Annotated in this window: 13 protein-coding genes; 8 read left to right on the forward strand and 5 right to left on the reverse strand. The window is 36.3% G+C overall.

All coding sequences use genetic code 11. The features are described 5' to 3' along the window. On the reverse strand, positions 1 to 3,229 hold a 3,229-nt coding region (locus DIT68_RS13405), incomplete at its 3' end, for a carbohydrate-binding protein (RefSeq protein ID WP_199223425.1). 619 nt (positions 3,230 to 3,848) lie between these two features. Between DIT68_RS13405 and recQ the strand changes: the two genes are divergently transcribed. The 3 genes from recQ (at position 3,849) to DIT68_RS13420 (ending at position 8,350) form a co-directional block, all read left to right on the forward strand. Further along, a complete protein-coding gene (recQ, locus tag DIT68_RS13410) occupies positions 3,849 to 5,945 on the forward strand; it encodes a DNA helicase RecQ (RefSeq protein ID WP_109360326.1) in 2,097 nt (698 codons plus the stop codon). 204 nt (positions 5,946 to 6,149) lie between these two features. Then, positions 6,150 to 7,427: a gliding motility-associated C-terminal domain-containing protein gene (locus DIT68_RS13415; protein ID WP_146194222.1), complete on the forward strand. Its 1,278-nt coding sequence runs from the start codon at positions 6,150 to 6,152 to the stop codon at positions 7,425 to 7,427. Next, on the forward strand, positions 7,424 to 8,350 hold the full coding sequence (locus tag DIT68_RS13420) for a PorP/SprF family type IX secretion system membrane protein (RefSeq protein WP_109360328.1): 927 nt from the start codon (positions 7,424 to 7,426) through the stop codon (positions 8,348 to 8,350). The genes DIT68_RS13415 and DIT68_RS13420 overlap by 4 nt, the downstream gene beginning before the upstream one ends. A 54-nt stretch (positions 8,351 to 8,404) precedes the next feature. On the opposite strand, the gene DIT68_RS13425 is transcribed toward DIT68_RS13420, so the two are convergent. Beyond that, positions 8,405 to 9,322, reverse strand: a complete 918-nt coding sequence (locus DIT68_RS13425; RefSeq protein ID WP_109360329.1) for a TIGR01777 family oxidoreductase — start codon at positions 9,320 to 9,322, stop codon at positions 8,405 to 8,407. A gap of 142 nt (positions 9,323 to 9,464) precedes the next feature. Between DIT68_RS13425 and DIT68_RS13430 the strand changes: the two genes are divergently transcribed. Genes DIT68_RS13430 through DIT68_RS13445 form a run of 4 tightly spaced genes read left to right on the forward strand, consistent with a single transcriptional unit; the run spans position 9,465 to position 11,710 of the window. Next, complete coding sequence (locus DIT68_RS13430; RefSeq protein WP_109360330.1) at positions 9,465 to 9,839, forward strand: rhodanese-like domain-containing protein; 375 nt, start codon at positions 9,465 to 9,467, stop codon at positions 9,837 to 9,839. 37 nt (positions 9,840 to 9,876) lie between these two features. Continuing rightward, entirely contained in the window at positions 9,877 to 10,533 is a 657-nt protein-coding gene (locus DIT68_RS13435; protein ID WP_109360331.1) for a carotenoid biosynthesis protein, read from the forward strand. Continuing rightward, positions 10,533 to 11,009, forward strand: a complete 477-nt coding sequence (locus DIT68_RS13440; RefSeq protein ID WP_109360332.1) for a sterol desaturase family protein — start codon at positions 10,533 to 10,535, stop codon at positions 11,007 to 11,009. The genes DIT68_RS13435 and DIT68_RS13440 overlap by 1 nt, the downstream gene beginning before the upstream one ends. Beyond that, a complete protein-coding gene (locus DIT68_RS13445) occupies positions 11,009 to 11,710 on the forward strand; it encodes a lycopene cyclase domain-containing protein (protein ID WP_109360333.1) in 702 nt (233 codons plus the stop codon). Before DIT68_RS13440 ends, DIT68_RS13445 begins: the two co-directional genes overlap by 1 nt. Positions 11,711 to 11,953: 243 nt before the next feature. Here the strand turns inward: DIT68_RS13445 and DIT68_RS13450 are convergent, their stop codons facing one another. From DIT68_RS13450 to DIT68_RS13460, 3 genes are all read right to left on the reverse strand, one after another. Then, a complete protein-coding gene (locus DIT68_RS13450; protein WP_109360334.1) occupies positions 11,954 to 12,274 on the reverse strand; it encodes a single-stranded DNA-binding protein in 321 nt (106 codons plus the stop codon). Between the two features lie 84 nt (positions 12,275 to 12,358). Further along, the gene (locus DIT68_RS13455) at positions 12,359 to 12,682 is read right to left on the reverse strand and encodes a single-stranded DNA-binding protein (protein ID WP_109360335.1); all 324 of its coding nucleotides are present in this window, start codon (positions 12,680 to 12,682) and stop codon (positions 12,359 to 12,361) included. Between the two features lie 78 nt (positions 12,683 to 12,760). Beyond that, complete coding sequence (locus DIT68_RS13460) at positions 12,761 to 13,120, reverse strand: single-stranded DNA-binding protein (RefSeq protein ID WP_109360336.1); 360 nt, start codon at positions 13,118 to 13,120, stop codon at positions 12,761 to 12,763. Between the two features lie 515 nt (positions 13,121 to 13,635). Here DIT68_RS13460 and DIT68_RS13465 point away from each other — a divergent pair. Next, on the forward strand, positions 13,636 to 16,224 hold the full coding sequence (locus tag DIT68_RS13465; protein WP_109360337.1) for a PKD domain-containing protein: 2,589 nt from the start codon (positions 13,636 to 13,638) through the stop codon (positions 16,222 to 16,224). The last annotated feature ends 387 nt before the right edge of the window (positions 16,225 to 16,611 follow it).

Here is a 16,611-nt window from a genome sequence, read left to right on the forward strand (position 1 = left end):
TCTTTCTGTAAACAATCTGAGTTTCATCGAAAGCATTTCCGTGAACATTGGTCACGCTAATTCTCACGGTATTTACTCCAGGATTTAATCCAGTCGTCAATTCAACCTTTCCTGTTCCACTGTTGAACGTGAAATTATTTGTTGTTGTTCCATTCACGCGTACTTCCACTTGTTGTTTTAAAGCAATGAAACTTGTAGTTGCCACAATGTTTTGTGTTGCTTGAACGGTGTTGAACGGATTTGCATTTGGCGTAACAATTTGTACAGTTGGCGGAGTTGGTTTTTCCTTCTTTCTGTAAACAATCTGAGTTTCATCGAAAGCATTTCCGTGAACATTGGTCACGCTAATTCTCACGGTATTTACTCCAGGATTTAATCCAGTCGTTAATTCTACGTTTCCTGTTCCACTGTTGAACGTGAAATTATTTGTTGTTGTTCCATTCACGCTTACTTCCACTTGTTGTTTTAAAGCAATGAAACTTGTAGTTGCCACAATGTTTTGTGTTGCTTGAACGGTGTTGAACGGATTTGCATTTGGCGTAACAATTTGTACAGTTGGCGGAGTTGGTTTTTCCTTCTTTCTGTAAACAATCTGAGTTTCATCGAAAGCATTTCCGTGAACATTGGTCACGCTAATTCTCACGGTATTTACTCCAGGATTTAATCCAGTCGTTAATTCTACGTTTCCTGTTCCACTGTTGAACGTGAAACTATTTGTTGTTGTTCCATTCACGCTTACTTCCACTTGTTGTTTTAAAGCGATGAAACTTGTAGTTGCTACAATGTTTTGTGTTGCTTGAACGGTGTTGAACGGATTTGCATTTGGCGTAACAATTTGTACAGTTGGCGGAGTTGGCTCTTCTTTCTTTCTGTAAACAATCTGAGTTTCATCGAAAGCATTTCCGTAAGCAGTGCTTGCAGTAACTCTGATGGTATTTACACCTGGGTTTAAGTGAGCTGTAAATTGCACTTGTTTTGAAACGGCACTATATGTAAAGTTAGAAACCTGAACATTGTTGACCTGAACTCCAATTTCAGATTTTTCAGATATATATTCGACATCGGCAATAACTGTTTCGCTTGCGTTTGTTGTAGTATAAGGGTTTGAAATAGGGGTTGTTATATCAACCAGAGGTGGGTACCCTTGGTCTATACCTTCTTTGTAGTAAATAATAATAGTTTCATCAAAATCATTTCCATAATTATTGTTTGCAGTAATTCTGATGGTATTGTTGCCTTCGCTAAGCACTGCATTAAATTGAACTTGGTGCATAGAGCTGTTTTGCAAAGGATTGAATGCAAAGTTATTTGTCAACACACCATTTACACGCACCTGAACTTGTTGTTTGGTGTTCACATAATTAATGTTTGCCGTAATATTTTCATAAGGCTCTGTTGTTGCGAATGGACTTGCCGCTGGTGTTACAATATCAACTGTAGGCGGTAATTTTGGCTCCCCATCACTACGGTGATAAATAATTTGCGTTTCGTCAAAGTCATTACCGTATGCGTTGTTCGCACTAATACGAATGGTATTGATTCCAGGATTAAGTCCAACATTGAATTGAACCCTTCCAGTTGAATTGTCGAAGCTGAAGTTGTTCGTTTGAGTGCCATTTATACTTACCTCTATATTCTGTTTGTTGTTAACGAACTCTACTTTTGCCACAAGGTTTTCATTCTGCTGATTTGTTGTGAAAGGACTTGCAGAAGGAATTACAATATTAACTACTGGAGGATTTGCGGGAGCTTCTCGCTCATAGACAAAAGTTACTTCATCGCTATCCATTCCAGCATTATTTCTTCCTTCAATTCTTAGCACATTTGTTCCAGAATTTAAATTCAATGGAATAGAGAAATTGTTGCTTCCTGCGGCGTTAAAATTGAAATTTGTAAGGTTTTGACCATTTAAAGTCACTGTAAGTTGATTTCTGGCTTTTATGTTTCTAATGTCGGCAGTTAAATTGTACGTTAACTGATTCACAACGTAGGGACTTACAGAAGGATCTGTGATTTTAACGATTGGAGGAGTTTCCCTTGGCTCTTCGTCATAATAGATTTCTACAAGATCTCTGGCTTTTCCATATTGGTTCTCTCCTTTAATAAAGAAAGTGTTTAGGCCTGGAACCAATTGCACATTCGCCTGAAAAGTTTGCGCTTGAGGATTAAAAACAAAAGAGGTAGATCTATTTTGGTTTTGAGTAAAAGTAATCCATTGTGCACTGCTCACGTTTCTTACATTCGCTCTTAAATCGAAGACCGGAGAATTTGTGCGGTGCGGCGTGTTTTGTGGATTAGAGAAATCAACAATTGGCTTGTCTCCGCGCGTAGGCTCAACACCTGGCGTATGTGGTTGCGGCTCAACAGGTGGATTATCCACTGGGTGAGTGTATCTATTTTTACTTCCTCGTAAATACCATTTAAAATATATACTTGTGTAGTGGTAAAGGTCGTTTTTAATTAAATCACTTTCTTGTGCATTTTGATTTAGTGTTGTTCCATCAAAATAATCATCTCTTACGAAAGTTGTTTTGTGTTCAAGTCCCATAGAAAATCTACTATTGAAATAGTATCCAATTCCCACACCGAGGCTAGGAAGAACTTTAAAGTCAAAATCATCTGGAGTATAGCTTTCGCCCGCCGCATTCATATCTAAAGGAGTTTCATATTTCTCATCAATAATGCTCCCGTTTGGCGTTTCGTTGTATGGATATATGGTACCGTTTTCTATGATACCGCTTTTCTTCAATAAGTCTCCATTTATATTAGAGGCTGTAATTCCTATTCCACCAAAAATATAAGGGTCAATTCCTGTTCTTTCTTTGAATCTATTGGCGTGAATAGAAAGTTCTAAAGCAAATCGGTGTTGTGCTGTTCTAAAATTTTGAACAGTATATCCCAATGTATCATACAAGGGTTGAACGGCATAATTATTTTGAATTGCGCTTGTAGTATCGCTGTCTTTTCCATACCAAGTTCCGCCTAAATACCTAAAGCGCAGATCAAAAGATACTGCGTTTCCATAATTTTGATTCATAGAGCCCCCAAAAACGAATCCTGCTCCTAGCGGGAATCTTTCTTTTGCATTTTCTACATCAGATGTATGCCAAACACTACCAATGTTTAAACCGAAGAATACCTTTGATGTGTTTTCATAATCGAATCTTTGTCCAATTCCTTGAAAAACGACAAAAATTAATAGCGCTGTGGTGAGTAAATATTTTTTCATAGTGATAATTTTCCTGTAGTCAATTCACAAAATGTGCCAAATTGAAATTTTAAAAGCGCAAAATTAGTTTTTTTAATGAAATGGCTTTTTTAATGATTAATTATTAAGGTTCAATAGGAGGGTGATGCGCTGTTTTTTTTAATGATTAATTATTAACGGGGGTGTTGATGCGCTGTAGTTTTTTCTAATGATTAATTATTAAGGATTAATGTTTAACGGGGGTTGCGCTGGGCGGTTTTTTACCACAATTTTAACGCAGTTGAAATTCAACACTCTGGGCGTTAATAATTAAACCTTAAACATTAAGAACATTAATCATTTATCCATTTTTAAACGACAACAAACGAAAGTAAGTAACTAATACCCAAATATATTTTTTCTATCATTGCATCTTTGGGAAACAGAGTTTTTAAATAATGTTTAACGGGTGTATTGACGCGCTGTAGTGTTTTCTAATGATAAATTATTAAGGATTAATGTTTAACGTAGGTTGCGCTGGGCGGTTTTTTACCACAATTTTAACGCAGTTGAAATTCAATACCTTGAGCGTTAATCATTAATAATTAAACCTTAAACATTAAGAACCTCAAACATTAAGAACCTCAAACATTAAAACAATATGATTACAAAAGACAAAGTTTTATCACATTTAAAAAGCTTTTTTGGTTATGACAATTTCAGATTAAATCAAGAGAGCATAATCAACGATATTCTTGCAGGCAAAGATTTATTGGCCATTATGCCAACGGGAGGAGGGAAGTCTTTGTGTTTTCAATTGCCTGCGATTTTGCTGGAAGGAACTGCTATTGTTATTTCGCCATTAATAGCTTTGATGAAAGATCAGGTAGATGCCTTAAAAGCCAATGGAATTGCCGCTGAATTTTATAACAGTACCCAAGAACAAAGCGAGCGAGAAGAGGTGTTTTCGAAATTCATGAAAGGAGAATTGAAATTATTATATATTTCGCCTGAAACTTTGCCCATTATTCAGTCTTATTTCAATACCATTAAAATAAGCCTTATTGCCGTGGATGAGGCACATTGTATTTCTTCTTGGGGACATGATTTTAGACCTGCTTACACCGAGTTAGGAACACTCAAAGCATTGTTTCCAGACACTGCGGTAGTGGCTTTTACGGCAACAGCAGACCATGCCACGCAAGATGATATTCTGAAACAATTAAGTATTCCCAATGCAAAAAAGCATGTTTCTTCTTTCGACCGAAAAAACCTTTACCTAGAAGTACGGCCTGGACAAGATCGCTTAAAGCAAATCTTAAGTTTTTTGGCATCGAAACCTGATGAGAGTGGTGTAATTTATTGTTTAAGCAGAAAAGGAACAGAAAGTGTAGCCGCGAAACTAAAAGAAAAAGGCTATCAGGCACAAGCTTATCATGCAGGAATGTCGACCGTGGAGCGCAATGGAATACAGGACGATTTTCTGAATGATAGAACTCCAATTATTGTGGCAACCATAGCTTTTGGAATGGGAATTGACAAAAGTAATGTGCGTTGGGTTATTCATTATAATATGCCCAAAAATATAGAAAGTTACTATCAAGAAATCGGTCGAGGGGGAAGAGATGGATTGGCGGCACAAACCCTTTTGTTTTATAGTTACGCGGATGTTATACAATTGCGTCAATTTTTAAAAGGCACACCTACCGAAGAGTTCCAGTTGGCCAAACTAGAAAGAATGCAGCAGTTTTCAGAAGCTTTAAGTTGCCGAAGAAAAGTATTGCTGGGATATTTTGGAGAGTATATTTCAGAGGATTGTGGCAATTGTGATGTTTGTAAGTCACCTCCTGAGTATTTCGACGGAACAATCTTGGCTAAAAAAGTTTGCTCTGCTGTGGCAAGATTAAAAGAAAATGAAGCGATAGGAATGGTGGTAGACGTTTTAAGGGGAGCAAAAACGAACGCAATTCTCAATAAGGATTATCAAAACATTAAAACTTATGGGAAAGCGAGTGATGTTTCTTGGTTTGCTTTGCAACAATATATTATTCAGATGATTAACCAAGGGATTTTGGAAATACGCTTTCATGAAAACGGTCGTTTATTACTGACTCCTTTGGCAAAGAAAGTGCTTTTTGAAGACGAACAGGTGAAACTTGCCAAACAGAAAGCAAAAGAAGAAAGAACTAAAAAAGTACGAGTTGCAAGTAGTCAGTCAAGTGGTTTATTTGAGAAGCTGAGAACTTTAAGACAAGAAATAGCGAAGGAGGAAAGTGTTCCGGCGTATATTGTTTTTAGTGATGCTGCGTTAAAAGACATGGAAGTAGTTCTTCCACAAACGAATGACGAGTTTTTACAAGTCAGCGGAGTTGGAGAGGCCAAAAGAGCAAAATATGGAGAGCGCTTTTTAGCGGTGATTAAAACGCACAAGGAAAAACGCTCCTCAAAGCAGAAGAACACGAAAATCCCTACACAAGATCAAAGCTTTACATTATTTGAACAAGGATTGTCTATTGCTGAAATAGCCTTGCAACGCAATTTAAAGGAAGATACAATTTATGGACATTTGATGAAAAAGCATCAAGAAGGGGAAAGTATACCCATCGAAGAATACATTTCGCAAGATGAAATTAATGCTATTAGAAAAGCCAAACAAAAGTTCCCTGACGAAGGTGTATTGAAACCTTATTTCGAGTTTTTTGAAGAAAAAATGCCCTACTGGAAAATTCGTATGGGATTGTATCTGATTGAAGAATAGAGCAGATTCCTAGCGCTATTAAGTGAGGTGAAATGATAAGCTCAAAATGCTTTTAGAAAAGAGAATAGCTCCTTGCTAAAGAAAGAGATTTCTTCTCTAAAGCATTTACCAGATCCTCCAAAAATAATTTATCAAGAACAATAACATAAATTTATTTTATCTTCGTTGTTAGAAAATGAAAGCAACACAAAGTCTTTTAAAATCATGAAGAAATATTCCCTTCTCGTAACGGTCATTATTCTTTCCATATTTACATTTGGACAAGAGGAATATAATAATTGTGCAGATGCCTTTGAATTGTGCCCAAATACTACATTTTCTATTAATAATATTGATGCAAATGCTACTGTTTGTGCAAACTGCGAGGATGATTTTAATTTTTGCTTTGCAGGAGATAATTCTATTTGGATGACTTTTACTACCAATGATTTGGGAGGAGATGTAAATGTTGATTTTAGTAACCTCGTTTTTGAAAATAACCCCGGTCAAGGAAATGGTTTGCAAGCGGCTATTATCGAAGCAACACTTCCTTGTATTTCCTCTTCCTATACCTTGATTTCGAACTGTGAAGCGAATCAAAGCAATAATTTTTCGTTGAATGGAGTGGGTCTGCTTCCCAACACAACTTTTTATGTCGTCGTAAACGGATCAGCGGGAACGGCTCAAAATGCTGAAGCTACTTTCGATGTTGAATTAACAGGCGCAGGAATTGCTAGAAATCCACAATTAACGATTTCAACAGCGCGGTCGACGGTGTGTAGAGATGAAAATGTAGTTTTCTATGCTTCTCCAACGGACTGCGACGATCAATTGCAATTTAATTGGTATGTAAACGGTGTTTTAACCGCGGTAACTGTCGATTCAATTTTCGAATACAAAGAAATGAATGACAATGATGTGGTTTCTGCTGAAATGGTTTGTTTTACCCAGTGCAAAGACAGTATAATGAGCAATTCTATTTCTTTTACGGTACAGGATTTTCTCGTAGACGCTGGGCCTGATCTTTATATTTTACAGGGAGACCATGTCAACTTGCAAGGACAAACAAGCGGTGGGAATGTCAGTTGGAGTCCGCCCTATAATATCAATAATACTTCTTTTATAAAGCCCATTGTTTACCCAAATGAAACCACAACTTATTTTTTATCAGTAAATAATGGGGTTTGTTCTATTGTAGATGAGGTAACTGTTTTTGTTGAAAATCAATTAAAAATCCCCAACACTTTTTCGCCTAACGGAGATGGTATAAATGATGAGTGGGAAATTTTGGGAATCGTAAATTTTCCTGATGTTAGCATTCAAGTTTTTAATCGATGGGGGCAATTGGTTTTTCAAACGACGGGTTATCCATCAGATAAACGTTGGAAAGGAACTTCTTTGGGTGAAAAAGAATTGGCGGCAGGTGTGTATTATTATGTAATCAATTTAAGAGATGCAGAATACAGCGAACCATTAAAAGGAACAGTTACAATCGTAAAATGAGAAAAATCATCACATTTCTAATTTTGATGCTGTCCTTTACTTCTTTGGGTCAGCAAATTGCTCAATATTCGCAGTGGTCATTTAATCAGTTTGCTATCAACCCGGCGTTGGCGGGTGTAAAACGATGTTTGGATGTAAGAACTGCAGTTCGTTTGCAGTGGGCCGGTTTTGAAGGAGCGCCAGAAAGTGGGTTGTTTACCATTAATGCGCCATTGAAAAAACTAAAGAAACGCCATAATGCTTCATTTCATGGTTTGGGAGGAAAAATAGAACGCGATGTTTTTGGTCCCTTTAATAATTTTGCGGTTTCAATGGCTTATGCAATGCATTTCCCTATGGAAAAAGACAGAAGACTAAGTTTTGGAGCTTCTGCTGGCGTGCAACAATTTGCTTATGACCATACCCAAGCCATTACAATAGATCCTGATCCCGCGGTGGCACAAACGGTAAACCAAATGCTTTATCCGCTTTTGGGTCTTGGTGTTTGGTATAATTCTGATAAGTTTTATGCAGGTGCTGCACTCGATCAAGTAGGGAGAAATAAATGGGATGATGTTGGCTTTTCTTCTCGTTTTAGACTGCACACAAAGGTACAAATGGGAACGCGGTTTGCTTTAGAAAATAACAACACGCTTTTACCAGGAATTTTATTCAGAATTCCACCCGCTGGACCAATCAGCTTTGATATGAATTTGATGATAGACTTTAAGAATCAACTCATGTTGGGAATTGGATACCGAAACACAGATGCTCTTATTGGTTTCTTGAAAGTGAACATTAAAAAATTCACCATTGGTTATAGTTTCGATTATATCACTTCGGCCATTCGCGGGGGAAATTTTCACACCCATGAAATTTCACTGCAATTTAGTGCTTGCAGAAAAGGTCCGCGTTCTACCGATGCCTGTCCATTGTTTGAATAGATTTTTACCTAGTTGTGCTGGATTACTAATGATGAATTAATCCTTACTCCGGCTTTACTTTTCATTCTTATCATAAATAAAACTTAAGGCTTCGTCAATGGTTTTGTGTTTAAATTCAAAACCGGTTTGAAGAATTTTACTGTTGTCTACACGCACTCCTTCCAATACAACAGACGCCATTTCTCCCAATGCTAAATTTAAAGCAAAACTGGGAACCTTTGGTAAATAGAGGGGTTTGCTTAGTTTTTTGGCAAGCACTTTTGTCAATTTTGCATTAGATATATTAGAGCTATTTGCATTGTATGCACCATTCAACTGTTCATTTACTGTGTGAACGTAAATTCTAGCGATATCTTTTAAAGTAATCCAAGGCATTTGTTGTTCTCCAGATCCTAACGGAGCCCCAACATAGTTTTTAATTGTACCAGAAATTTTTGGAAGTGCCCCACCTTTTTCCGACAAAACAACACCTGTTCTTATCTTAGCAACTTTTTGCTGCGGAGAGAAAAGGTCTGCTACTTCTTCCCATCTTCTCACAACTGTCGATAGAAAGTCTGTTCCAAATTCATCGCTTTCCTTATATAATCTTATCGGGTCTTCATAACCATAACAAGTAATCCCTGAGGCAGAAATATATTGAATAAGAGAAGGTATGTTTTGACTAATATCGTGCAGGAACTGAGTTGGCTTAATACGAGAATTAAAAATTTGTTCTTTTCTTTTATCACTCCATCTTTGATCTGCAATTCCGGCGCCTGCCAAGTTAATAATGACATGTACACCTCTGATCGCTTCCCTATCGATTTCTTTTTTCTTTGGGTCCCAATGAAAATAAGGTGCTTTAGGATCTTTTTTACGTGTTAGAACACGCACTTCATGACCACACTTATTGAGTTCTTTCTGTACTTCCAGACCAATCAGCCCTGAACCACCAGCTATTAACACAACACGTTTTACCACTTCTTTTTTCATTTCTATTTTGCTCCTGAATATTAAAAAACAATCATTGTCTGTGCAAAATTACAATTACTATTTCGTTTCTTCTAAAAAATAGTCAATTGAATAGGTTGTATTAAAGAACTTGTCTATTTTTGAGTGAACTAAAATTTTATTTATGAAAACTACATTGACTATATTATTCGTTTTAATTTTCTCATCTCTGCAAATGATCTTTGCACAAAGCACCATAAATGAAAGGCATGAGAGTGTTGGAAATGCGGAGTTTAAGGAAGCTTTGGAATCGGGTGAATATATTTTGTTAGACACAAGAACGGTGGAAGAGTACGAGGAAAGGCACATTGAAGGTTCTAAATTAGTAGAATACAATGGAGGAGATATGGACGATGATTTAAAACCTATGCCAAGAGACCAAAAATATCTTGTTTATTGTGCCGTTGGTGTAAGAAGCAAAGTAGCCATGGAAAGAATGAAGGAGCTGGGATTTCCTCACGTGCTAGAATTGGATAAAGGGATTAAAGAATGGAAGTAAACATTTTTGATGATCTGGTGTTTACTATTTTTAGCACATGATGAAAGAAAAGATATCATTTCAAGAATTATTAAAACATAAATCATTAATACTCATTTTAGTATTGGTGATTTTTTATTTGGTTGGAATTATAGGTTTAACCTCTTCTTGGAGAGAAGATTTTCTTCCTCTTTCCTTCATGAATCTTATGATTTCTTTTATTGTTTTATTATTAGCTCTAAAAAATCATAGTCTTCGTTTTTATACTTTTGTGTTTGCTGGTTTTTCTATTGGAATGATTGCCGAATGGATAGGTGTACACACAGGTTTGTTGTTTGGAAACTATGTTTATGGAAACAATTTAGGCCCACTTTGGTACGGAGTTCCGTTAATTATTGGTGTGAATTGGGTCATGCTGACCATTATTTCAGGTTCTATTGCGGAAATCTTTAGTATACATTGGTTTTTCAAAGCGGTGATCGGAACTTTTCTAATGTTATTGCTTGATTTATTAATTGAACCCATTGCTATTCAAAGCGATTATTGGGTTTGGAGTGGAGATATTCCGTTTTCTAATTTTGTAGGATGGTTTTTAATTGCTTTTGTGATTCAATTGGTTTACTTTTCCATGAGATTGGGAGAACAAAATAAAGTGGCAACTGTTTTGTATTTTCTACAAATCGTCTTTTTTCTTATTTTAAATATCGTATTATAATGTATTGGTGGGGTCCATTAGTATTAGTTCTAACATTTGTTTTAACCGAGTTTAGTGCTTGGTTTAATCACAAGTATATTATGCATGGTTTTTTATGGCGTTTTCATAAAGACCATCATCAACCCGAACCAGGGCCTTTTGAGAAAAATGATATTTTCTTCTTGCTTTATGCCATTCCATCGTGGTTGTTAATTATGCTAGGTATAATGTATCAAGGATATTTCTTTGTTTGGGTAGGTTTTGGAATTGCAGCCTATGGTTTGGCTTATTTTCTTTTTCATGATGTTTATATTCACCGAAGATTCAAGTTTATGGATAAATTAGATGGTCCATACCTAATGGCCATTCGAAAAGCCCATAAAGTTCATCACAAAGAACGTGGTAAGGAGCATGGTTCATGTTTCGGCATGTTGATAGTACCCATGAAATATTATAAGGAATCAAGAAAAGCATATCAACTAAAAACTAAGAAATAATGAGTTTATATCTGTGGATTAATGTCTTGAGTATCGCAGGACCATTGTTTCTTTCTTTCGATAAAAAAGTTCACTTCTATACGCATTGGAAAACCTTAATACCGTCTATTTTGGTAATTGGAAGTGTATTTGTGGCTTGGGATATTTACTTTACAGATATAGGTGTTTGGGGATTTAATCCAACTTATTTATCGGGTATTTCTTTTTTTAATTTACCTATCGAGGAAGTAATGTTCTTTTTTACCATTCCTTATGCGTGTGTCTTTATTTACGAAGTGGTGAAAGCCTACTTTCCTAAATTTAGACCCGTTAGGTTCTCCTATTTCTTTTCTTTGATCTTCACAATAAGCTGCTTTGTTTTAGCTGCTATTCACTACGATAATTGGTACACATCGGTTGCACTTTTCGGTGCTGGACTGGTCAACGTTATTGTTTACTTCGGTTTTACACCAAAATGGTATCCCTTTTTTATTGTGTCTTTCTTTATCACACAAATTCCTTTCTTAATTGTAAACGGAGTCTTGACTGGGGTAGCTACAGAAGATCCTGTAGTTTGGTATAATCCCGATGAAATTATGGGGTTCAGGGTTTTGTCCATTCCCGTAGAGGACATTTTTTATAACTTCTTAATGTTGTTCTCAATTGTTATCGTTCATGAATACCTAGGTCAGTTGTGGAACCAAAAAACAAAAAGCACGTAACATTTTGCTACGTACTTTCTGTCTAACCTAATCAAACCTTCTTGGGCTTGCATACCGTTTTTGATTTAGGTGCTAGGCGCTGAGTCAATTTGTACAAATCAAAATTTGTTTAATTTGTCAATAGACTACGCTAGGGTCGAATAGCAAGAGGTTTTTTCGTTTCGTGATTTTACTTCAGCAATTCTCTAGTTACAATTGTGTTTACTGGTGGTAAATGGGTGATTGTTCAAAATCTTGTTGTGCTTAACTCAGCGCTACTGCATTTTTTACTTCAATGGAGGTAAATGATTTAGAAACTCCCGTTTTCGAAAGGTACTTTCGAGTGACAAGTTTTCCTGTAATGGCCAATTGAGTCCCTTTCTTACCAGATTTCGCAATGTAATTCGCAGTTGGACCCCAAGCATGAATGTTGTGCCAAAAAGTTTTGTCTTGTCTTTGCCCATTCTTGTCTACATATCTTTCATTGGTTGCAAGCGTGAAACGTACCTTTTTAGCTCCACTTTCAAAGTTTGTGATCTCTGGATCGATTCCTATATTTCCGATTAATTGAACTTGATTTCTCATGATTTCTTGTTTTTTAGTCTGAAATAAATCAGACGATTAATTACTATTGCAAAGCTGTTATTTCTTAATGTGCCTCTCCCTTTTCTATAGAATGACCAAATCATTAATTTCGATTTCAGTGAAAGATTGACGTTTTCCATTCGTGTTGTAAAACCTGGATTTCAATCTTCCCTCAATTGCCAAAGCTTGACCTTTTGTTCCCAATTGTTCTAATATGGGAACCCATCTTCCCCAAGCGGTTATGCTGTGCCAGTTCTTTGTGTCTTTTGTGTTTCCTTCCTCATCCAAGTAGGTCTCTTTGGTGGACAATGAAAAGCGAGCGATCTTTTTACCTCCTGCTTCTACAAAAGTTGGTTCTGATGACATTTGACCTATTAAATTAACGTGATTCATTTGCTGTATTCTCATGATATTATGTGTTTGTGGTTATTACTTTTGAAGTGAGTGCTCAAGAAATGCCTAAGCACTCACATTTTAAAAATCTAATTATTTCGCAGCTTTGCTAGCGTCTTTATCGCGGTTTAGCACCATGAATTCACGCAGTGAAATCTCTGTTTTGTAGCGGGTATCGCCTTCTTTGGTTTCGTAGGAGTCATTGACTAATTTTCCTTCTAATACGACCTCAGAGCCCTTTTTAAGTAATTTTTCGCAAAGTTCTGCGGCTTTACCCCAAGCCACGACATTGTGCCATGTTGTATTTTGTATCCACTCACCCTTTTTGTCTTTGTAGGAATCATTTGTGGCTACACTAAAACGTGCTACTGAATTCTTATCTCCGAATTGTGTAATCACAGGATCTTTACCTAAGTGCCCTATTAAACTAACCGTGTTTCTTAAATTGTTCATGTCTGTAAATTTTAATTAATAATTGTTTGAATTTGTTACCCGACTGTCTCTCAGTCATCGACACTGCAAAGGTGGGAAGAGGTGAAAGCTTTATATGGGTATTTGTCGCTTGTTGTCGAATGTTTTTCGTTTGTAAGTGGTTATTATCGGATATAGGCTTGATATTATTGAGCTTCGGGGTAAAATTAAAAATTGGATATTTTTGAATGTTTTTTTGGAAATTGTGTGCAATGCTAATAAAAGGAGCGGAATCTAGGTTGTTTTGTTAGCGGGAATAGCTATGTTTCTTCCCAAATTTGAAATCGATTTAACTTTCCTGACTAATAACTCCTGCAGAGGGAATTGCATTTGTAATTATGAAAAGTAAATTCTGATAAAACACAACCCCTCTTTCTATTGTTCGTCTTGTAACAACACTAATCTGTTTATTTGATGAATCCTATTTTCTTTAATTATTTGACAAAGGATTTATTTTGGTTGAGGAGAATTTGTATAGATTTTAAAAACTACTAAATATGGAAAGGGCTGTTCTACTTGTTTTTGCTTTATTTCTTTTATTCTTGAGTAAGGGAGTTAGTGCTCAAGATTCTTCCACGAAAGGAACAGATTTTTGGTTTGGTTTTATGACAAACTATCAATCTAATGGGACTAATTATACTTATATATCATCGGAGAGGTCAACTTCAGGCACAATAAGTATCCCCGGAGTCGGGTTTTCACAAACTTTTTATGTGGAAGCAGATTCTACTGTAAGAATTACAATGCCAAACATGGCTCAGCCTCTATTTTTTGAAGGCACTTTTGCGAATGCAGTTCATGTAAGCAGTTGTGATTCGGTTACCGTTTATGGGCACAGCGCTTTAGATCTTTCTAGTGATGCTACAGTTATACATCCTACACCTGCTCTTAAAGATAAGTATATGGTTTTGAATTGGTCCGAGGGGGTTTATTTTGTCGGTGACGAAATACTTATCGTAGCCACGCAAGACAGTACTGAAATAGAAATTACTCCTTCTGTTGTTACAGGAGGTGGACATCCAGCAGGTATTCCTTACACTATTACTCTGAATCAAGGAGAGACTTATCAAATTGTTAATTTTAACGCATCCACTAATTTTACAGGCACAACTATTTTTAGTAAAACTAATGGCGAATGTATTCCTTTCGCGGTGTTTTCGGGACATAGATGTACAACGGTTGGGATTTGTGGTGCATGTGATCATCTATATGAGCAATTGTTACCTTTATCGGCGTTGGGAACTCAATATATATTACCGCCTTTAAAAGAAAAATCGACCACTATATATAAGATACTGGCAACTCAAAATGGAACTATTATAACCCTAAATGGAGGTGTAACCATCTACTTAGGTGCAGGTCAACATTATTTGTTTCCGAGTGATGTAGCCTGTGATATTTCTTCAAATAAACCTATTATGATAATGCAATATGCACAAGGTGTTGGTTGTGATGGTGTTGGTGATCCGTTTCAAATTTTAATTTATCCTGAAAAGCAATCTATAAAACGCATTACTTTTAACGCCTTTGTATCAGGGATGATTAATGAGTATTGGGCAAATATTGTTGTTAAAACAGCCGATGTGGGGAGCACTTTTTTGGATGGAGTAAATATTTCTTCCAGCTTCTCTACTGTTCCATCAAATCCAACCTACAGTTATGCGCAAGTTAATGTTAGTGCTGGCAACCATACATTAGTGAACCAAGGTGGGGCATTAACTTATGTTTATGGTTGGGGGAATAGTGATTCATTTGGATATTGTGCCGGTGCAGCAACTAAGGATTTAGAGAATGATTTTACAATCTCTTCAAACCCAAATTGTGTGGGATCCAATATAGATTTTGCTGCTCTTTCAGATACTCTCTCAACAAGTTACGAATGGAATTTTGGAGACTCCAGTAGCACTGCTCTTGGATTGAATACTTCGCATACCTATAATGATAACGGGGTATATAATGTCTCATTAACGAAGCACAGACCGAACGGTTGTGACATCGTAGTTAAGAAAAACGTCTATGTAGTCAGTCCTGTCTTGAAAATCGGGCCAATAGATACAGTAGTTTGTGAAGGAGAAGAAATCCAGCTCTCTGTTGATGTAATTAACGATAGTTTAGAAGTTGTTAATGTCAACAGTTGTGGTGATACAACTGTTTACTACGAAACCTCACAGTTTGACAGTTTAACATGGAGCACTGGTGATACTGGTTCAGTAATATCCATTATACCAGATTCTAATATGATGGTTTATGTCTATGGTCACAAGGCAGATCAGGTATGCAATAGTATAGATTCAATTATGATTACTTTGACAGCACCTCCTTCATTTACCGTTACTGATTTCTGTGAAGGAACTGAAAATAGTGCAAATATTACTGGATCAGTTGAGGGAGAATTTAGTATTATTTCTCCCTTAGGGGATGGAGCAGAAATTGATTCCGTTACTGGTGAGTTATTTAACGAGACCGGTGGTACAACATATACTATTCAGTGTACAAGCTTAGATGGTTGTTCTAATTTCTCCACTCAAGCCCTAACTGTCTATCCGCCCGCAAATGTTTATTTTTCTGCCCATCCATCGATAGGGGATTCGCCTTTACTGGTAGAGTTTTATCCCAACACCTCAAATATTGAAAATTATATTTGGAATTTTGGAGATGGAGGTTCTCTTCAAAGTATGGATTCTGTTGTTTTCCACAGCTTTGAAAATGTGGGGAAATATACAACAACACTAACGGGAATTAACGAGTATGGATGCATTGATTCAGCTAACATTGAAATCATTGTCACGCTTCCTAAAATGGATTATGAACTCCCTAACGTATTTACTCCAAATGGCGATGGAGATAATGACTTCTTCAAGTTCGTGAATTATCAAGTGATAAGCGAATTGAAAATTGTTATTCTGAACAGGTGGGGAAATGTAGTTTTTGAATCTGATCAAGTTGATTTTAATTGGGATGGAAGAGTTCAAAAAACAGGCGAGGAGTGTACAGACGGAACTTATTTTTTCAAAGCTATAATCAAAGGAGAAAATGGAGAAGAAAGACAAGAACATGGTTTTATTCATTTGAATAGGGGGAATTAGCCCTTTTGAAGCTGAAAAAATCCTGTTGATTGGTGCTAACTTTTTAGATGAATAATTCTTCTTCCTCGATTAAAGTCATAGGCTGTTTATAGAATTTCTCTCAGTTCTCTTTTTTCTCGGTGGTTAATCATATTAACTCATAAGCTCTAGAGTTAATCCTGATGACCTTAATCAAACTTTATAAAATCACTTTTTTATAGGTGTATAAATATCTATGAGGTAACGCCTTATGTTTTATTTTGGTGTATACCGCAAAATCTTGGGTCACATTAAATTTAAGGGGATTAAGCAAATAATTTCTCTAACCTAAACAGGAAAAAAGATGTATCTGTCACGCCTCTTAAATTTGCTCTAAATAATTTGATTTTAGCATTAAAAGACTCAGCA

The organism is Brumimicrobium oceani, assembly GCF_003143775.1.
Lineage (GTDB): Bacteria > Bacteroidota > Bacteroidia > Flavobacteriales_D > Crocinitomicaceae > Brumimicrobium > Brumimicrobium oceani.

What these genes read in the sequence shown, in the direction of transcription:
- DIT68_RS13430 (WP_109360330.1), top strand. Translation starts at nt 9,465, where the DNA reads ATGAAAACTACATTGACTATATTATTCGTTTTAATTTTCTCATCTCTG.
- DIT68_RS13465 (WP_109360337.1), top strand. Translation starts at nt 13,636, where the DNA reads ATGGAAAGGGCTGTTCTACTTGTTTTTGCTTTATTTCTTTTATTCTTG.
- recQ (WP_109360326.1), top strand. Translation starts at nt 3,849, where the DNA reads ATGATTACAAAAGACAAAGTTTTATCACATTTAAAAAGCTTTTTTGGT.
- DIT68_RS13420 (WP_109360328.1), top strand. Translation starts at nt 7,424, where the DNA reads ATGAGAAAAATCATCACATTTCTAATTTTGATGCTGTCCTTTACTTCT.
- DIT68_RS13435 (WP_109360331.1), top strand. Translation starts at nt 9,877, where the DNA reads ATGATGAAAGAAAAGATATCATTTCAAGAATTATTAAAACATAAATCA.
- DIT68_RS13440 (WP_109360332.1), top strand. Translation starts at nt 10,533, where the DNA reads ATGTATTGGTGGGGTCCATTAGTATTAGTTCTAACATTTGTTTTAACC.
- DIT68_RS13415 (WP_146194222.1), top strand. Translation starts at nt 6,150, where the DNA reads ATGAAGAAATATTCCCTTCTCGTAACGGTCATTATTCTTTCCATATTT.
- DIT68_RS13425 (WP_109360329.1), bottom strand. Translation starts at nt 9,322, where the DNA reads ATGAAAAAAGAAGTGGTAAAACGTGTTGTGTTAATAGCTGGTGGTTCA.
- DIT68_RS13460 (WP_109360336.1), bottom strand. Translation starts at nt 13,120, where the DNA reads ATGAACAATTTAAGAAACACGGTTAGTTTAATAGGGCACTTAGGTAAA.
- DIT68_RS13450 (WP_109360334.1), bottom strand. Translation starts at nt 12,274, where the DNA reads ATGAGAAATCAAGTTCAATTAATCGGAAATATAGGAATCGATCCAGAG.
- DIT68_RS13445 (WP_109360333.1), top strand. Translation starts at nt 11,009, where the DNA reads ATGAGTTTATATCTGTGGATTAATGTCTTGAGTATCGCAGGACCATTG.
- DIT68_RS13455 (WP_109360335.1), bottom strand. Translation starts at nt 12,682, where the DNA reads ATGAGAATACAGCAAATGAATCACGTTAATTTAATAGGTCAAATGTCA.